Genomic DNA, 16,372 nt, shown 5'->3' on the forward strand with positions numbered 1-16,372 from the left:
TGGGCGCGGGAGACCAGCTCGTCGATCAGCCGGTCATCCACCGCCCTCGACGGCGTCGGCTCAGAGGGCTCGACGGTCTCTGCCTCGGTCACGTTCTCACTCGTCATCGGTGCATCCTCCATGATCGGGAGTTACACCGAACGATTTACAGTCCCGGAACAGGGAGCGGTTGACAGGAGGCCGGACGCCTCCCGCGGACGCGGGGCCGATTCAAGAACCTTCGCGTCCGGCTCCGCGACCGTCGGACCATCCCCACGAGCGCGGGGCCAACCCGACGGTCGTCGATATCTTCAACGAGATCGACGGCACTTCCCCGCAGGCAGGGGGCAAGTCGTCGTTGTCGTAGGTCGGTTGGTGGCCACCGACACACCCCCGCCAGCGCGGGGTCGACCGGCTCAGGCCTGACCGCCACCGAAAGGGGGCCAGCACATCCCCCGTCGGCGCGGCGCCAACTCCTCCCAGGCGTCGACGGTGGCCTCGTCGAACGGCACATCCCCGCAGGCGCGGGATCCACTAGCGGGTTAGGCTTGACCCCACCCTGATCCCAGGACGATCCCGCGGGCGCGGGGTCGACGGACTACCGGGGCAGCCCAACTCACCGAGGCAGGACCATCCTCGCGGGCGCGGAGTCGACGGCGGCCACTCCCGGACGACGACCCACTGCGCCTGGAAGCCACCTTCCAGGACGCCAGACACGCCGAATGGGCAGTGTGGCAGCTCGGCACCAGCGCGGAGGCCCTGGCACCGCAGTGGCTGCGCGACTCCCTGCGAAACCGCGCCACCGCTATCGCCACCCGCTACGCAGCAGCACCGGGCGCAGGCCGCCCTACGGGCGACAGGCCGACAGATGCGACGCATGCAGGAACCCGCGCTCCGACTACGGATCGTAGAGCAGCAGCACAAACATGACGAGGTCCCGCTTGCTCCCCGGACGTACCCCGCGCCATCCCCGTCCCCGTTGGTCGACGTAGCGGGCCCCTTTAGGGGCCCGCTACCAGTCGTACCAGCTGACGGTGTGCGCACCGTTTGCCGGGCTCAGAGCTCTGGTTCAGTCACCCGATGACAGATGGCGTGGTCGCCCTTCTGCACAGCGACCGCACCAGCCTGGCAGCGGGTCACAACCACCAACCGTCCGTCGCGACAGGCAACGATGAAGTGGCTGTTCTGTACCTTCGTTCCCCTGAAGTTGCATGGCTGGGCGGCATCAGCAGACGCGATGGGAAGGCTGGCGACGCCCAACAAGAGCAGGGTCGTGAAGAGCGAGCGAGTACGCACAGTGCGAGTCCTTGTCGTAGCAGCAGTTCGTCGCTCTCTCCAACGACCGCCAGCGCGCTTCGTGCCGTGCAGCGGTCCGGGACTTCGCCGGCGGCCTGCCGCCCCGGGCCGTGCGGCCCTGCGGGCCGCCGGCGGACCGCCCCTCGGGGCGGTCCGCCCCCGGCAAGCGCTAGCGCGCCAGGGCGAGGTGCAGGTGAGCGAAGCGCATCGGCATACCTGGCTGCTTCGAATCGCTGATCCCTCAGGGTCGTGTGCGGCTCGACGTCGATTCGAAACCTGCCCGCTCCTGCACTCGATCACCGGTCTGCTGCGGGCTCTCGATCGGAGCCCCCTTGGGCTCCGATGGCCGGCGCTTGCGTCGGTCGGTCCGAGGACCACCGGTCAGCACATGACGTGCCTCTGCGGGACCACCTCGGCGGCGAGGGCAGCACCGCACCCGTGGCAGACCGGGGTGCCCTGCGTTTCAGACATGCGCATCACAGATGACTCTAAAGGTGAAAACGCGGATCACACCCCCGGCGGAGGCATGATCCGCACAGTGCGGGAGACAAGGGCTAGCCCCGCAAGTCCCGACAAACCCGCAGGTCAAAGCAGGATTGAGCTGTACTCGCGCACGCGGGACACCGCTGCCCCCTTTAGCCCCGCAACCCCCTGCGAACGCCGAAAATCCGGTCATCCGGCTGCGGCGGCCCGACCCTCCCCGAACCGGGGGACATCCCCCACCGTCACGTCCAGGCGCAGCCGCTTAAAGCGGAGCTGGTGGCGCCAGACGCCGCCCCGGTCCACGGCGCGGTTGGCGCTGATCTCAGCCACGTTCTGGATCATCCGTTCTGTGGGCCTCGGCGCGAGACATACTTCGTCACGTGGCGTGCACGCGCCACGGCCGTCAGCGGCATCCCTGCCGGCCTGTCGGGGACCGGCGGGAGCCGGCGCAGGCGGGGGTGTCGAGTGGGCGGTGTCCGGCCGCAGGCGTTCATCGGCGCCTGGCAGCATTGCGGAGGTGTGGGGATGACTGAGGTCGTCAACGACGACGATGAGTTCAAGCGGGACGTGGTGGCCGGAATCTGCGGCGCACTGGGTGGTACGGGCGCCCGTTCGGGCATGGGGGCCAGGATGGAGCGCAGCAGCTCCACCAACGTCCTGCTGGCCGTGATGCTGAACGGGTTCGCCCGGCACGCGGCCGGGCAGCCCCTGTCGGACCTGGAAGGCGTTTTTACGAACGCGTTCTCCCGTGCGGGTTTCACGGCCGACGAGCTCGGCGAGATGGGGCAGGCGTTCTCTGCGGCGGCGCCGGAGGTCCGCGGGAGCTTATTCCCCGGGCGTTTCGCCGCTCTGGGAGTGGAGGACTCCTACGGTCTGGCCGACCTGCGGGCCGATCTGCCGCAGCTGGGCCGGGATTTCCTCGCCACGTGCAGCAACATTCGGGCGGTGGACGCCACCCGCCCGACGGGCCCGCTCGGTGACGATCCGGATGCGGGGGCGGTGCAGGAGGCGGCCGTACCCGAGCCCAGCGCAGCGTTTTTGCAGGAGACCGCCGACAAGGGATGGGGGCTGGTCTGCATGGGGCTGCCCCTCGACCACCCCACCGCCGCGACCGCACGATCGGGCGGCGCGGGCAAGTATTGGGTGTCGCTCGACTACCTCACATGCCACCGGGAGTCCAACGAGTGGGGCAAGGACGAGCCGAAGTTCTCGCTGGCCCTGTGTGACGGGGATACTCAGCGCAACTACACCAGCGAGAAGTTCAGCATGAACACCGGCGATACCCGCGCTTTCGAGCCGAACCGGCTGTGGAACACTGCGGTGGCCAACGGCGGTCTTGCTGTGGTGGTCGACGCCTGGGAGATGGACCACGGTGGCGGTGACGCCAAGGCCAAGATGATCATCGACGAGGTCCTCAAGATCCTGATGGCCGAGCTGTCGATCGAGACCTGGCTGGACATGGTCGACACCGTCATCGGTGAGCTGACGGGCGTCGGAGTCCCCCCAGCGGTCGTAGCGATGTTCGCGATGATCCTCACCTTCATCAGGCAGATCCTGACGAACCAGGATGATCACATCGGCACCTACTCGCTGCTGGTACCCGAACCAGTGCTGATGCTGCAGAAGCAGATCCAGGACACCCTGCGCAACCCTCCACCCGAGGGAGTGGTGCGCAAGATTGCCGCGCTGACCCGCACCAGCGAGCCCATCGTCGAGATCTTCCTGCGCCTGGGCGCCTACCGGACCTCCAAACGCGCACTGATCTTCGACTCCGGCAGCGACGGGAAATGGGAGATCGGCTTCCTGCTGCTGCCCGACGCCTCGAACCAGCTGACCGGCCTGCTCCCCAGAGTGCGGCTGGAATCCGTTCTCAGCGGCAAGTTCGCCACCATCCACGGCCCCTACAACGACGACAGCCCCTCCATCCGGCAAGAGGGCTGGTATAACGCATCCCACCAGCGCTGGGAACTCAACAGCCTCGCAGGCGACCTCTACAAATTCACCTCCGTCTTCGCCCCCACCCGCGTCATGTCGATCCACGGCCCCTACCCCGGCAACGCCCCCGACATCAACCTGTGGACCTGGAGAGACGCATCGCACCAGAAATGGCACCTGCTCCCCGTCGCCCAGAACGAGTACTTCATCGTGTCCGACTACCGCGGTGGAGCAATCAGCGTCACCAACGCCTCCACCAACGACGGCGCAAAACTGTGCCACCACGGCCTGCAAGGCAACCCCAACCAGCTCTGGAGGCTCCTCGGAGCCTAGTGACCTGAGTCAGAGATTCTGTGGCAGTAGGCGGCGACTTTGTCGAGGATCTCGTCGGCTGTCTTCGTCCAGACGAAGGGTCGTGGGTGCTCGTTCCAGTCGGCGAGCCAGGCCCGGACGTCGCGTTCGAGTGCCTGGACGGAGCGGTGGACTCCCCGCTTGAGTTTCTTTTGCGTGAGCTCGGCGAACCACCGTTCCACCAGGTTCAGCCACGACGCGCTCGTCGGCGTGAAGTGCAGGTGGAACCGCGGGTGGGCCAGCAGCCACCTCTTGATGTCCGGCGTCTTGTGGGTCGCGTAGTTGTCCAGGATCAGATGGACAGGGAGATCCGCCGGCACCTCCTTGTCGACCTTGGCCAGGAACTTCTTGAACTCGGCTGCCCGGTGACGACGGTGGAGCGAGCCGATGACCTTGCCGGTGGCGACCTCGAGGGCCGCGAAGAGGGAGGTGGTGCCGGCCCGGACGTAGTCGTGGCTGCGGCGTTCGGGAACGCCCGGCATCATCGGCAGGACCGGCTGGGACCGGTCCAGGGCCTGGATCTGCGACTTCTCGTCCACACAGAGAACCAGGGCCTTCTCCGGCGGGTCGAGATAGAGGCCGACGACATCGCGGACCTTGTCGATGAACAGCGGATCGGTCGACAGCTTGAACGTCTGCGAACGATGCGGGGCCAGCGCGAACGCCCGCCAGATCCTCGAAACCGCCGACTGCGACATCCCCGTCGCCGCGGCCATCGAACGGGTAGACCAGTGCGTCGCGTTCTTCGGCGTCTCCTCCAGGGTCTTGACGATCACCCGCTCGACATCCGCGTCGGTGATCTTCCGCGGGACGCCCGGACGGGGCTCGTCATGCATGCCCTCCAGGCCGCGGTCGAGGAACCGGCGCCGCCAGGTGCGGACCGTCTCGGGAGCGATCCCCAGGCGGCACGACACCTCCGCGATCGAATGGCCCTCCGCGGACTCCAGCACGATCCGGGACCGTAACGCCAAGGCCTGAGCCGTAGAACGACGACGCACCCACCCCTCGAGCACAGCCCGCTGGGCATCGGTCACAGACTACGGCGGGATCTTCGGTCCAGGACGACTCACACCAAACCAACGATGAATCTCTGACTCAGGTCACTAGGTGCAGATGTCGCAATCCACACCGAACCCGGAGGCCCTCACCCATTCAAGAACCCAGCACGCGTGTCACCAACGTCCCGGGACAACACACCAGGCCCCGGTTCCAGTTCGGGCTTTCGAGAGACTGTGCCGGAGCCCGGCCGCCGCCCTGGGTAGCGTTGGCCAGGCGAGCGTTACGCTCTGTGGCCCAATCCGAAGCGTACTGCCACCTGATTGGCGAGGTCGGTGGCGGGAGTGCTGCCGTCGACCGTGATGGTGTCGAGCCGGTGGTCGTAGGCCTGTCTGCGGACTTCCTCGTCCCAGAGGGCATCGCGGGCAAGGCGCTTGGTCAGCATGGCCTCGGGATCGTTCCTGCCCCAGGTGGCTCTCACGCGGGCGGGATCCGCATAGCGCGCGCCGAGTGCATCCTGCCGGAACTGGGGTGTGGGCAGAAGGAAGACTGCTTGGGCGGGTCGGCACAGCAGAGGTGCGAGGTGGTTGGGCAGGATCCCGAAGTAGTCCACCAGGATGATGTGATCGGTGGGCATGGCGAGGAGGTCTTCGATGAGGAAGCCGGTCGTCTCTCCGTACAGGCTCGCCATCGCTTGGAACACCTCCTTTGCGGTGCGGCTCGCCCACATCCCGCCCGGTGGCATTCCGCGCATGGCGGACAGGCGCGGGTGGCGTTGCGGCGTGCATCGCGTCAGCCAGCCGTGCTCCGCACGGTCGCCGTCGTAGACCTCGACGCCGTACTGGTCGGCCAGTAGGTGGGCCAGCGTGCTCTTACCGGAGGCCGTACCGCCGGCGATCCAGCGGACGTGGGCGAGTAGATCGGACAGTTCTCTGCTGGTCTCGGCGTCCGAGGAAGGAGAGGTCACGCGTGCCATGGTCCCGCTCCCCGCCTGAAAATTGCAGTCTTGTTCTTGGGTAGCAGATGACCGACTCTGAAAGAGAGGTCAAACGACGACACGCCGTCAAACCGAGGCCGCCCTGGCCTACCTGGCCTTCAGATTTGATGCCCTCCGGCTGCAGGAAGTCGTTGCGTCGACAACCGTCAACAACATTCGCTCCCAGTCGGTGATGCGCCGGATTGGCATGACCCGCGACCCGGCCGAAGACTTCGAGGATCCGAGCGTGCCCGAAGGGCCGCTTCGCCAGTGTGTGCTGTACCGGGCCGCCCAAAGAGAAGCCCACGGGCTACACGCGGCGGGACACGAGCTTCTCGTCGCGCCTGGCTGATCACCGGCGAACCCGGACAGGAAGTGACACCGACGATCACGCTTGCAGGAGCGCGCTCCCCAGGGGCAGGAAACTCGGCGAATCGGCGCGGCAGCCCAGCGGGTCCCCGGCCGTGTCCCGCGCCGGGGAGACCGCGATGCGCGTGAGGCGAAGGAGAAGATCAAGGACGTCTTCAAGCACTGACCTACGCGCCGTGAGGGCCCGGACCGCAGGGCGGTTGGGGCCCTCACGCGTGCCGGCGGTCAGGGGGCGGGCTGATGACCTGTTCTGATCTCTGGCCATGTGTCACCCGTGCGCGTGGTAGACCGCTCTTCGGTCGCGCGGCACCGCGCGCACCTGCCCGGTCGTGGACAGGGAACGAGACGCTTTCGACGTCCGGGGAGGTAATGGCAGCTCCCGATCGGGCGACCGCTGCGGTCGGGCGCCCCGTGGGCGGCCGGGGCGCGGGCCGTTGGTGATCTCGAAGGCGGTCTGGGCGTTCTTGTTCGCCCGGGCCGTGACCAGGTCGGGGCCGGGCTGGCCGGCGGCCTTGAGGTCGGGGGCGGTGAACGTGGCGGTGGCGTCCCAAGACGGCTTGGCCGCAGCGCAGCGCGGCGGTCGCCGTGTGCCGGAGCCCCCAGCCTGGCCCCTCCGGCTCACGACGCCACCCCTCGGACCACCCTCGGCGAAGGCCCGGCCGGCAGCAGCCGGCCAGGCCCTCCACAGGGACAGGCTGCCTACGTCCGGACCTGGCGCGCCCACGGCGCCGCTCGGCCCGGCCCTGGAACAGTGGCATCCGCCGGCGGAGCCGGACCCGAACCGACCGCCCTCCTTGACGCTACGGTGGCCGCCTTTGCCCGGCGGCCACCGCAGGGGGTTATGCGGTGGCCGTGTCCTGGCTGGAGGAGTGAGCGACGAGGGCGTGGGCGGCGGTGGGGTGGGCGGGCAGCAGGGTGCTCAGGCCGGTGAGGTCCAGCAGCCGCTCCAGGCGGTCGGGGACGGCGGCAAGGGTCAGGGTGCCGCCGGAGGTCTTGGCGCAGCGGTAGATGCCGACGAGAGCGCTGAAGCCCGTGGAGTCGCAGAAGGTGACGGCTCCGAGGTCCAGGATCAGGTGGCGGTGGCCTTGTTCGATCAGGGCCAGTGCCTGGGCACGAAGGTGGGGAGCGGTGGCTATGTCGAGTTCCCCGGAGACGTGGGCCAGGGCGAGGTCGCCCTCGGTGTGCTGTGTGGTGAGGCGGAAGTCGGTCACGGGTGGCTCTCCGACATCTCGTCGGCGGGGGCGATGGTGTGGGCGGTGGCGGTCGCAGTGAGGCCGTCCGCGGTGCCGGTGAGGGGGACGGACAGGGCCAGCAGGGCGACGTCGTCTCCGGCCCCGTGGGGCGTGGCATTGATGAGGTCGACGGTGTCGTCTATGACCGCCGCCGCGCTGACGGGCCCGGTGCGTGCGGACAGGAAACGGGTCAGGCCCTCTTCTCCGATCATTTCACCGCCAAGGGTGCGGGCCTCGGTCAGCCCGTCTGTGTAGAGGAGCAGTCCTTCGCCTGGGGCGAGGTGGATGGTGTGGGAGGCGAAGCGCGCCTCGGCGAGGGCGCCGATGAGCATGCCGCCTGGGGGGCGAACTTCTTCCGCTGCTCCCTGCCCGCGCAGGTGGTAGGCCGGGGGGTGCCCGCCGGTGGCCACCGTGACAGTGAACCCGTCCTTCTCGTCGGGCTCGAGGATGCCGAAGACGGCGGTGCAGAACCGGGTACCGACGGCGGGGTCGAGGAGCAGCGCCGTGTTCAGAGCGGTGAGGACTTTCTCGGGGTCGGGGTCGATCAGGGCGGCGGCGCGCAGGGTGTAGCGGGTCAGGGAGGTGACGGCGGCCGCTTCGGGTCCCTTGCCGCACACGTCTCCGAGGAAGAACGCCCACCTCGTGCCGTCGAGGGGGAAGACGTCGTAGAAGTCGCCGCCCACGTCCCGCGGGGAGGCGGTGGCGTAGTGGCAGGCCAGCTCCAGCCCCGGTACCACCGGCAGTGCCGGCGGCAGCAGGGTGCGCTGGAGGGTGGAGGCGAACGCCTGGATGGCGGCCATGTCGCGCTCCGCGCGCTCGCGGGCGGCCTCCTGCTCGATGCGCCGCTCCTGCTCGGTGCGCAGGGTGTTCAAGGCTGCCAGGCGCATCTCCAGCTCGTCCAGCACGATCGCGGCCAGGTCGGCGAGGGTGGCGGTGTCGTCCTCGGTGATCAGGCGCGGCTTGGTGTCGAGGATGTTGACGGTGCCCAGCCGGTGCCCGTCGCCGGTGATGATCGGCGCGGCAGCGTAGAAACGGACGCCCATCGGTCCGGTGACCAGGCCGTTGGTGAAGGCGACGGGGTCGGTGAGGGTGTCCGGGATCACGAGTGTTTCGTCGGCGAGGATCGCCGAGCCGCACAGGCCCGGCTCCCGGCCGATCTCACTGACGCCTTCCAGGCCGTGGGCGGCCTTGAACCAGATCCGGTCCTCGTCGACGATCGTCACGCTCGCCACCGGCACCTTGAACAGCCGGGCGGCCATGGCCGCCACCCGGTCGAACGCGCCGTCGGGCGGGGTGTCGAGGATGTCGTAGCGGCGCACTGCGTCCAACCGGGCCGCTTCTTCTACCGCACTGAGCGTTCGCCGGCCTGGAGTGTCCCCCGGGCCGGTCGCGGGTCGCGCTTGCGGCATCGTTTGCCTTTCCTTACCGCGCCGACCTTGGTGGCCAACGACTGTCGCAGCCTAGACCGGCCTGTCGGCGTCAAGAAACCATCATTTATTGAAGGCGAGCGGCCAGACCGCCCCACGACCTCTCAGATTCTTCAAAAACTCCTCCAAAAACCAAGGCTGCTGCAGGTCACGGCGCATCCGTGCCTGGTCGGCGCTGACGTAGCGTCCCGCTGCTGAGCTCAGAGCGCGGGGCCCTCGGCGGCGGCCAGGATGTCCTCGATGAGGTCAGCAGCGCGCGGGGTGCCGCCCTCGGCTCGGCCGGCGGCCTGCAACTGCTTGGACTGGCCGATCCGTTCCCGATCTGTGACCAGGTCGTTCAGCGCCGTACGGAGGGTCTCGGCGGTGGCGTCAGCTGTGTCCACACGGCGGGCGACGCCGAGTTCCACGAGCCGGTTCGGCGTTCATGAGCTGCTCGGCTCCCTGCGGCACGGCGATCATGGGAACGCCGGCGAGGAGTCCTTCGCCGCAGCCGCCCATGCCGGCGTGGGTGACGAAGGCGTCGGCCTGTTCCAGGACCGCCCGCTGCGGGACCCAGGAGTGCACCTCGACGTTGGGCGGGATGGTGCCGAGTTCCCCGGGGTCGGTGTACTTGCCGATCTGGAGTACGACATGCCAGCCGGGTAGGTCGCCGAAGGCGGCGATGCACTGGCGGTAGAACCCCGGCTGGCGCGTGTACGCCGAGCCGAGCGAGATCAGCAGCACGTGGTCTGCGGCCGCCGGGCGGGTCCAGCCGTCCGTGTCCGCTCGGGTGTCGAAGCAGGGGCCGACGAAGGTCACCGTGTCGGTGTCGACTCGTTCGGCGTGCGGTTGCATCGAGCGCGGTATGAGGGCGAGGGCCCGGGCGGGCGGGCCGGAGAACGTGTCCACGTCCGTGGTGGCCCCGCAGTCGGCGAGCCACCGTGCGAACCTGTCCTGGTATGCGTCGGCGCCCGGCAGTTTCCGCAGATGCGCCGCGACTTCCTCCTGGTAGCCGTCCCAGCCGACGAACGTCGGGGACAGCTGCACGAGGGGAACGGTCCTGCGTTTCGGCGAGGGCGCGCGCGGCATAGGCGCCGATGTCGTAGAGGTACAGGTCGGCCGGATCGTCGTCGTAGGCAGCGCGCAGTTACGGGAGCGCCTGGACGGCGTCGTCGAGGAAGAGGCTTGCCGCGGCGATGGGATCGGCGGGCCAGTCGTTGTCCGCGACGGGCAGCGTGGAGGTGCAGGGCACCGGCTCCGCGCCGGTGGACTCGATCCGGTCGGCCACGTACGGGTCGTTGGCGTAGGTGACCCGGTGCCCGCGGTCCACCAGCTCGCGGATAGGGCGAGGCTGGGCAGGACATGGCTGACGATGGGGATGCCGACCATCGCGATATGGGCGCGGCGACGGGACATGGGCCCCTTCTGCGTCGGCCTGCGCGAGCAGGGCGGCGAAGACGCGGTCCCACGTACCGTCGATCGCCCACATCCGCAGCCGGCTGTAGTCGCCCTTCCAAGAGCCGGTGCTACGCGCGGGCCAGGCGTGATCACCCCGGACCCTCAGGAAAGAGAGCCGTACACAGGCGGCCCCCCTACGAGTTGGCGCCCACAGGAAAGGGGTGACGAGACGAGATTCCTGTGAGCAGTCGTGTGTCCCTCTCCGGGAAGGCGGACGCAGACACGAACAGCTGCTGATCCTCTACCGAAAGCTCGTCGCTCAGGCGGGCTGAGGCCGCCGCGTGGAGACGTCCGAGCGCAACAGCGGCACCCGAAGCGCGGCAATCTGTAGCCTGGGCCAGCCCGGGCTGGGCGCCCGCCCGCGCCCTGGACCGGGCGGAAATGTGGGGGCTGCTTGGAGTCAGTGGCCCAGGGCGTTCTTCAGCTGCTGCTTGGTCATGGTCGAGCGGCCCTCGATGCCGCGCTTCTTCGCCTCCTGGTAGAGGTCGTCCTTGGTCCGCCCGGATGAGCCGCCGCCACCGCCGGACTTCTGGCCGCCCCGCTGGGAGGCCGACTTGCCCTGTGTCGAGCTGCGACTCGAGGTCTTGCTCTCGCCCGATTGCGCGCGTTCCTTGTTCACGGTGCGGGAGGCCATTTCCTTGGCCCGGGACTCGGACATCCCCCGGTTCTCACCGGACTCCTTGATGTGCTCGTACTGGCGTTCGCGCTTGGAGCTGGATCCTCTGGGCACGACGCCTCCCTTCATCGACGGTGCGTACAAGGCCATCGTGTGCTCCTCCTGACGCGCCCGCATCTCCCACTACTCCCTGCACCGACCCGGAAGCCAGGCTCCGAGGCGGCGTTCTCCCGCGCCTTCGCACGTGAGTACGCAATGGCACCACGCGAGTGGCGCGCCAGCCGGAGGGCTTAGCCCGGACGAGAGTTTCGGCAAAGAACGGCAGCGGCGCGGCCATGTAGCTTTCCCCAGCGTCCGAATAGCGTGGAAGAGCCGGTGCAGCACCAGCTGGCCGCCGCTCCACGGACCGCTGGCCCCAAGCAGGTGCCGGCGGAGCGCGGGGGCGCCGCTCCCAGACGATTCGGATCGGGCACATGGAACAGCAAGCAGCGACGGACACGGTCGTCCTCATCCACGGCCTCTGGATGACACCCCTCTCCTGGGAGCACTGGGTCACCCGCTACGAGGCACGCGGCATGAAGGTGCTCACGCCCGGCTACCCGGGCATCCAGCCCGGCACCGAAGGCGTCGACGCGCTCCGTAGGGACCCCTCCCCGCTGGCCGGGCTCGGCGTACGAGAGGTCTTCGACCACCTCTCGGAGTTCGTCGAAGCACTCGACACCAAGCCGATCATCGTGGGCCACTCCTTCGGCGGAGCCTTTGTCCAGCTCCTCCTGGACGCCGGCTACGGCTCGGCCGGGGTCTCTATCGACGGCGCGGCCGTCAAAGGCGTGAAGGCGCTGCCGTTCAGCGAGATCAAGGCCACGTTCCCCGTGTTGAAGAACCCGGCCAACAAGAGCCGCGCGGTGCCGATCACCGAGAAGGAGTTCCACTACGCCTTCACCAACAACCTGACCGAGGAGGAGTCCAAGGTCGTCTACGACCGCTACTCGGTCCCGGTCTCCGGCCGCATGCTCTTCCAGGGCGGATTCGCCGCCGTCACCCCGAACGTGGCGACGACCTACAACTTCGCCAACGACGACCGCGCCCCGTTGCTGTTCATCGCGGGCGGCAACGACCACATCCTGCCCTCGGCCGTGCAGCACGAGAACTACCAGAAGAACGCCAAGCACTCCCAGGCGATCACCGCCTCCAAGCTCTTCGACGGCCGCAGCCACTACACCTGCGGCGAAGACGGCTGGGAAGCCGTCGCTGACCTCGCGCTCGACTGGGCTCTGACCCCCACACCCGGAGTGCTCGGCCAAGCCTGACCCACCCGATCCAAGGGTGAACACGCTCTGTCACCGTCGGCGGTCAGTTGGATCCCGAGTAGTTGGCCGCCAGTTGTGGGTTGCAGCAGCCACCGTCACCGCAACCGCAGTTGCGAGCGCATGCACAGCACCCTCGCGGAGCACGCGCAGTGCTTTCTCTGCGGAGACGAGTACCGTCCGACATCGACGTAGCGTCAGCCGGGAGGCTGCGCAGAAGTGTGGTGCAGGGTCCGGACTTGGAGTGGCGGAACGGCCTACGGCCTGAGCCACAGGCGGGTCGAGGCCAGGGCGACGGTGCCTGTGAAGACGTAGGCGCGCTTGTCGTAGCGGGTGGCCACGGCCCTGGAGTGCTTGAGCTGGTTGACCGTGCGCTCGATCTCGTTGCGGCGCTTGTACATCTCTTTGTCGAACCCGGCCGGCCTGCCGCCCCGGCTCCCCCGGCGTCGGCGGTTGGCCCGCTGGTCCTTCGGCTCGGGGATGGTGTGTTGGTCGGTCAATGCCGGCCGGAACGCTCCGGTCACGGCCCGGCGGCACAGCCGCCCCCTACGGGCGATCAGCCGCACTGACCTCCTACACCGACGCCGCCAGCCCCGCCCGTGTCCGCACGCGATCACACAAGCGCGTCTCCTCGAGAGCAGCGAGCATGTCGGCCAGTCGGCCGGCCAGAGCACCTGCGGCCCCTGTATCCGAGTGCAGCAGGGCGGCCCGGAGCGCGTGTGCATTCCGGGCCGTGCGCAGCGTGTCCACCGCCGGCTGCGCACCGGCAGCGAACCTCCGCAGCGCGGTGGTGATCAGCAGATCGGCGGTAGCGGCCGGGCCGGCCCCCGGCGTGCGCCTCCGCGGGGAGGGATCCGGAGTGGAAGCCGGGAAACCGGAGGGCTGTTCAAGTGCGGCGCAGGGGCGGCGGTTGTCTGTTGATGCCGACGGCGGCCAGGGCTGTGGTCCAGTCGGTGGCGATGGCGCGCTGTGCCGGGGCGAGCTGGATGGTGCCCGCGCAGACCGCCTGGTACAGCTTGTACTCCACGGTGTCCTTGTCGCCCGCCGTGGAGCCGCCGGCCTGGTAGCGGGGCTCTGGCCACAGGTTCTGCGGGCTCGTGGGGTTTCCGCCGAGGCTGAGCGCGATGAGGTGGTCCTCCTCGTAGTCCGCCGTGCTGGTGTCGGCGTAGCCGTACTCGGCGCAATGACGCGAACGCCGTCGTCCCCTGAGCGTCAGTAGCTGAACGAGACGACCGCTTGGGGCGAACAGATGTCGGACCAGTGCGCCCGGTCGACGCACACCTTGATGACGGCGCGTGCGGCGTGGGCGTCGTGACGCAGCTTGCGCGACATGGAGCCGCTGGCGGAGGTGTCGGTGCGCGGGGTCTGGGTTGTCCCCGCGCTCTCCCATTTCCCGTTCTTGAGGAAGAAGAACTCCGCTTCGACGTAGACGGGGTTGTGGTCGCTGCGGCGCAGGTCGTCCCAGTTGGCGCCGACGGTGGCGTAGACGCCGCCGTTGTTGGCGAAGTCCCCGTAGGCGCGGGCGAGCTTCCCGGAGTCGTCGCGGGCATAGAGCTTGCCCCAGGACTTTCCGGCTGCTTCGGCCGGCGCGGTGGCCAGGACGGCGGTGAGCAGGGACGCGGCCGCCACGGTGGATGCGGTCAGAAGGTGCCGAAGTCGGGTCACAGCGTGCTCCTCGGATTGCCGGTGGAGGGCAGCGTATCGGGGAAACAAGGACGCTTTGGGGTGTTTCGGGGTACTGGCCCCGTACGAGGAAGGGACGCCAGAGTAGCGAGGCGTGCTCGCCGACTGCGATGGCGTGGCCCGGAGCCAGCGTCTTGACGCCGGTCCCGCCGCCGCACCCACACAGGCCCGCCGCCGAGACCGCACGCCACCGTGAACCGGCCGAGAAGAACGTAGCCGTCGGCACCACCCGGGAACAGGAGGGCACCGCGCCGTGGTGGGAGCTGGCGACCTGGTTGGTGTGCAGACCGCCACGCCGCGCCGACTGGACGGCACTCACTCTGACGCCGAGCCGTGCCGCCCGGTCGAGATGGCCGGGCCGAGCACCGCTGCGGCGCGGCGGAGATCGCCGAGTGGGAGCGCATCGACCAGCTGCTCACCGCGTTGCCGGCGGGCACCGTCTACGACCCGGACGTCGACGACGTCGTCCAGGCCGAGCTCGCCGCCGACGCCACAGCCGCCGTCCGGGAGGTCGAGCTACGCGAAGCCGCCGAGCGGACGGCGCGCTGTGCGCCGGGTCGGCCAGGGCGTGGTCATCACGGCCTCGCAATCGTGGGCGGCCATCAGGTTGCGGGCCGCTGCCGGAGCGTTCTCGGCGGCCCGCCGCATTGTGACTGTGCATTTCAGTTGGCCAGTTGAGCGCGACCCTCGTAGCCTCCGCAGATGATCGAAGACAGCATCATCGACGGCCCATGCGTACGTGTGGGCGAGACAGCGCAGCGGGCCGTCCACCTGGTCTTTTCCGAGCCGACGAAACTCTACGGTGACGACCCGACGCTGGACTTCCTCGTCAGAGCCCGTGGGCAAGGGGTGCGCATCGAGACATCGGTGCGCACATGGAGCGGCGACGGCCTCGACACCTTCCTCTCCTCGTTGGCGGAGGAGTTCCAAGGCTGGGAAGGGCTTCGCACCTGGCGCTCCTTGGAAGGCGATCTGACCCTCTCCGCGGAGCACCGCTCGCGGGGATATGTCCATCTGACGTGGGGCATCCGCCCCCGGCCGCCCGAGGAAGACTGGAACTTCGAGATCACCACGGCTCATGCGGCCGGCGAGGACATGCGCAACCTCTCCGCCCGCATTGCCACGTTCCTCAGGGGCAACCTCGGCTGAGTAGCTCTGTTCACTTCTAGGGGTTCTGGCACAGCTTCCGTGCAGCAATGGGGGCTGCCTCGCTGGTCAGGACTGGATTTGATCCGGCCCTGCGAGGTTAGGGTGCTGATTCACGAACCGAGGAGAGCTGACGTGCACGACAGACCCCGGATAGAGGGAGCCCTCGATGTCCTGCGTGCCGAGCTGGAGGTCGAGCGATCGACGAGGACCGAGTTGACCACGCGGGCTGCATGGCTGGCCTTCATGCGATTCGCGCGGCAGCGCTTTGCGACTGCGCCCACCCCCGACTCAGACGGCTTGCTCTTCCAGTACGGCACGTACGCCTTCAGCGGGCGTCCGATGTTCACGGTGGACCTCACGCGACAGTTCGACATCAGCGACGACGGTGGTGAGCACGACCGCTACGTACAGATGCACTGCGAACTCCGCTACGAGTGCGAACCCGCCCTGGAGGCCCTGGGAAGCTTCAACTCCTGGTTCTTCCACGACGCCGACGCGGACCTCGACGAGTGGCTCGCCGCCATGGAGGGGCACCTCGAGTTGTTGCTTGCTCGGGTGCCCTCCGAGATCGATGTGTACGAGGAGCCGGTCTAGGACGTCACGCCAGCAGGACTCGTTTACGCAGGAGGTCAAAGCCAGCGCGGCCGAACATCTGACGCTTCAGCATCTTGATCCGGTTGACGTGGCCTTCGACGACTCCGGAATTCCAGGGCAGGGTCAGGCCGGCAATGACGGCATCGAGGTCTCGGTGGATGCCCGCAGCGAGAGTGGGGAGGCTGGGAAGGTCGTCCTGGCGCTCGGTGAGCATGGTCGCGAAGGACCGGACGTGACCGGTCAAGGCGTCGAGTTCGGGGCAGCGTGTGCGGACGGACTTGAGTTGAAGCTGCTCGGACTCGGTGAGGGTGTCCGGGTGTCGGAGGATCCATCCGGCCAAGGCGCGGGGCGAGGGCGGCCCGGCAGTCACCGGCCGTGGTGAGGTGCGCTTGTCGTGCAGGTAGGCGCGGACGCGCTGGTAGCTGCCTTTGTAGCCGAGGGGCAGGATCTCCTTCCAGAGTGTCCAGGCGTTGGTACAGCCCCTCGTCCCAGCGGTCATCCAGGTAAGGCTTGTAGTCGTCGAGAACGGAGGGCCGGTTCTG

At 68.4% G+C, this 16,372-nt stretch carries 14 protein-coding genes and 4 pseudogenes; 7 read left to right on the forward strand and 11 right to left on the reverse strand.

Annotated features, from left to right (window positions below):
• Positions 1–651: 651 nt before the first annotated feature.
• Positions 652–813 (forward strand): annotated as a pseudogene (locus tag ACFY0O_RS24650) (WYL domain-containing protein); the annotation flags it as partial.
• Positions 814–1,947: 1,134 nt separating this feature from the next.
• On the opposite strand, the gene ACFY0O_RS24655 reads toward ACFY0O_RS24650, so the two are convergent.
• Positions 1,948–2,088, reverse strand: a complete 141-nt coding sequence (locus ACFY0O_RS24655; RefSeq protein WP_388950068.1) for a hypothetical protein — start codon at positions 2,086–2,088, stop codon at positions 1,948–1,950.
• Between the two features lie 195 nt (positions 2,089–2,283).
• On the opposite strand from ACFY0O_RS24655, the gene ACFY0O_RS24660 reads away from it, so the two are divergent.
• On the forward strand, positions 2,284–4,026 hold the full coding sequence (locus ACFY0O_RS24660; protein WP_388950071.1) for an RICIN domain-containing protein: 1,743 nt from the start codon (positions 2,284–2,286) through the stop codon (positions 4,024–4,026).
• Here ACFY0O_RS24660 and ACFY0O_RS24665 read toward each other — a convergent pair.
• The gene (locus ACFY0O_RS24665; RefSeq protein WP_388950073.1) at positions 4,023–5,078 is read right to left on the reverse strand and encodes an IS630 family transposase; all 1,056 of its coding nucleotides are present in this window, start codon (positions 5,076–5,078) and stop codon (positions 4,023–4,025) included. The genes ACFY0O_RS24660 and ACFY0O_RS24665 overlap by 4 nt on opposite strands.
• A 245-nt stretch (positions 5,079–5,323) precedes the next feature.
• Positions 5,324–6,016 carry a hypothetical protein gene (locus ACFY0O_RS24670; protein ID WP_388950076.1) on the reverse strand — a complete coding sequence of 231 codons (693 nt, stop codon included), beginning with the start codon at positions 6,014–6,016 and terminating at the stop codon, positions 5,324–5,326.
• A 91-nt stretch (positions 6,017–6,107) separates the two neighbouring features.
• Between ACFY0O_RS24670 and ACFY0O_RS24675 the strand changes: the two are divergent.
• Positions 6,108–6,368: pseudogene (locus ACFY0O_RS24675) on the forward strand (GNAT family N-acetyltransferase); the annotation flags it as partial.
• Positions 6,369–7,224: 856 nt separating this feature from the next.
• Here the strand turns inward: ACFY0O_RS24675 and ACFY0O_RS24680 are convergent.
• The 4 genes and pseudogenes from ACFY0O_RS24680 to ACFY0O_RS24695 form a co-directional block, all read right to left on the reverse strand.
• Positions 7,225–7,596 (reverse strand): STAS domain-containing protein, encoded by a 372-nt coding sequence (locus tag ACFY0O_RS24680; RefSeq protein WP_388950078.1) that lies wholly within the window; start codon positions 7,594–7,596, stop codon positions 7,225–7,227.
• The gene (locus ACFY0O_RS24685) at positions 7,593–8,936 is read right to left on the reverse strand and encodes a PP2C family protein-serine/threonine phosphatase (protein WP_388950622.1); all 1,344 of its coding nucleotides are present in this window, start codon (positions 8,934–8,936) and stop codon (positions 7,593–7,595) included. The genes ACFY0O_RS24680 and ACFY0O_RS24685 overlap by 4 nt, the downstream gene beginning before the upstream one ends.
• 308 nt (positions 8,937–9,244) lie before the next feature.
• Positions 9,245–10,439, reverse strand: a pseudogene (locus ACFY0O_RS24690) (macrolide family glycosyltransferase).
• A gap of 442 nt (positions 10,440–10,881) precedes the next feature.
• Entirely contained in the window at positions 10,882–11,211 is a 330-nt protein-coding gene (locus tag ACFY0O_RS24695) for a plasmid stabilization protein (protein ID WP_388950625.1), read from the reverse strand.
• 359 nt (positions 11,212–11,570) lie between these two features.
• Between ACFY0O_RS24695 and ACFY0O_RS24700 the strand changes: the two genes are divergently transcribed.
• Positions 11,571–12,407: an alpha/beta hydrolase gene (locus ACFY0O_RS24700; RefSeq protein ID WP_388950080.1), complete on the forward strand. Its 837-nt coding sequence runs from the start codon at positions 11,571–11,573 to the stop codon at positions 12,405–12,407.
• 254 nt (positions 12,408–12,661) lie between these two features.
• Here the strand turns inward: ACFY0O_RS24700 and ACFY0O_RS24705 are convergent.
• The 3 genes and pseudogenes from ACFY0O_RS24705 to ACFY0O_RS24715 all read right to left on the reverse strand — a co-directional run.
• A pseudogene (locus ACFY0O_RS24705) lies at positions 12,662–12,895 on the reverse strand (IS5/IS1182 family transposase); the annotation flags it as partial.
• 395 nt (positions 12,896–13,290) lie between these two features.
• A complete protein-coding gene (locus tag ACFY0O_RS24710; RefSeq protein ID WP_388950082.1) occupies positions 13,291–13,431 on the reverse strand; it encodes a hypothetical protein in 141 nt (46 codons plus the stop codon).
• A 185-nt stretch (positions 13,432–13,616) separates the two neighbouring features.
• Positions 13,617–14,069 carry a hypothetical protein gene (locus ACFY0O_RS24715; RefSeq protein ID WP_388950085.1) on the reverse strand — a complete coding sequence of 151 codons (453 nt, stop codon included), beginning with the start codon at positions 14,067–14,069 and terminating at the stop codon, positions 13,617–13,619.
• Positions 14,070–14,420: 351 nt separating this feature from the next.
• Here ACFY0O_RS24715 and ACFY0O_RS24720 point away from each other — a divergent pair, with 351 nt between their 5' ends.
• The 3 genes from ACFY0O_RS24720 (at position 14,421) to ACFY0O_RS24730 (ending at position 15,830) form a co-directional block, all read left to right on the forward strand.
• Positions 14,421–14,765: a hypothetical protein gene (locus ACFY0O_RS24720; protein ID WP_388950087.1), complete on the forward strand. Its 345-nt coding sequence runs from the start codon at positions 14,421–14,423 to the stop codon at positions 14,763–14,765.
• 24 nt (positions 14,766–14,789) lie between these two features.
• Entirely contained in the window at positions 14,790–15,236 is a 447-nt protein-coding gene (locus tag ACFY0O_RS24725; RefSeq protein WP_388950090.1) for a DUF6228 family protein, read from the forward strand.
• A 297-nt stretch (positions 15,237–15,533) separates the two neighbouring features.
• On the forward strand, positions 15,534–15,830 hold the full coding sequence (locus tag ACFY0O_RS24730) for a hypothetical protein (RefSeq protein ID WP_388950093.1): 297 nt from the start codon (positions 15,534–15,536) through the stop codon (positions 15,828–15,830).
• A gap of 4 nt (positions 15,831–15,834) precedes the next feature.
• Here the strand turns inward: ACFY0O_RS24730 and ACFY0O_RS24735 are convergent, their stop codons facing one another.
• Complete coding sequence (locus ACFY0O_RS24735; RefSeq protein ID WP_388950643.1) at positions 15,835–16,329, reverse strand: transposase; 495 nt, start codon at positions 16,327–16,329, stop codon at positions 15,835–15,837.
• Positions 16,330–16,372: the final 43 nt, after the last annotated feature.

It is taken from the genome of Streptomyces sp. NPDC001594, from assembly GCF_042893675.1.
Lineage (GTDB): Bacteria > Actinomycetota > Actinomycetes > Streptomycetales > Streptomycetaceae > Streptomyces.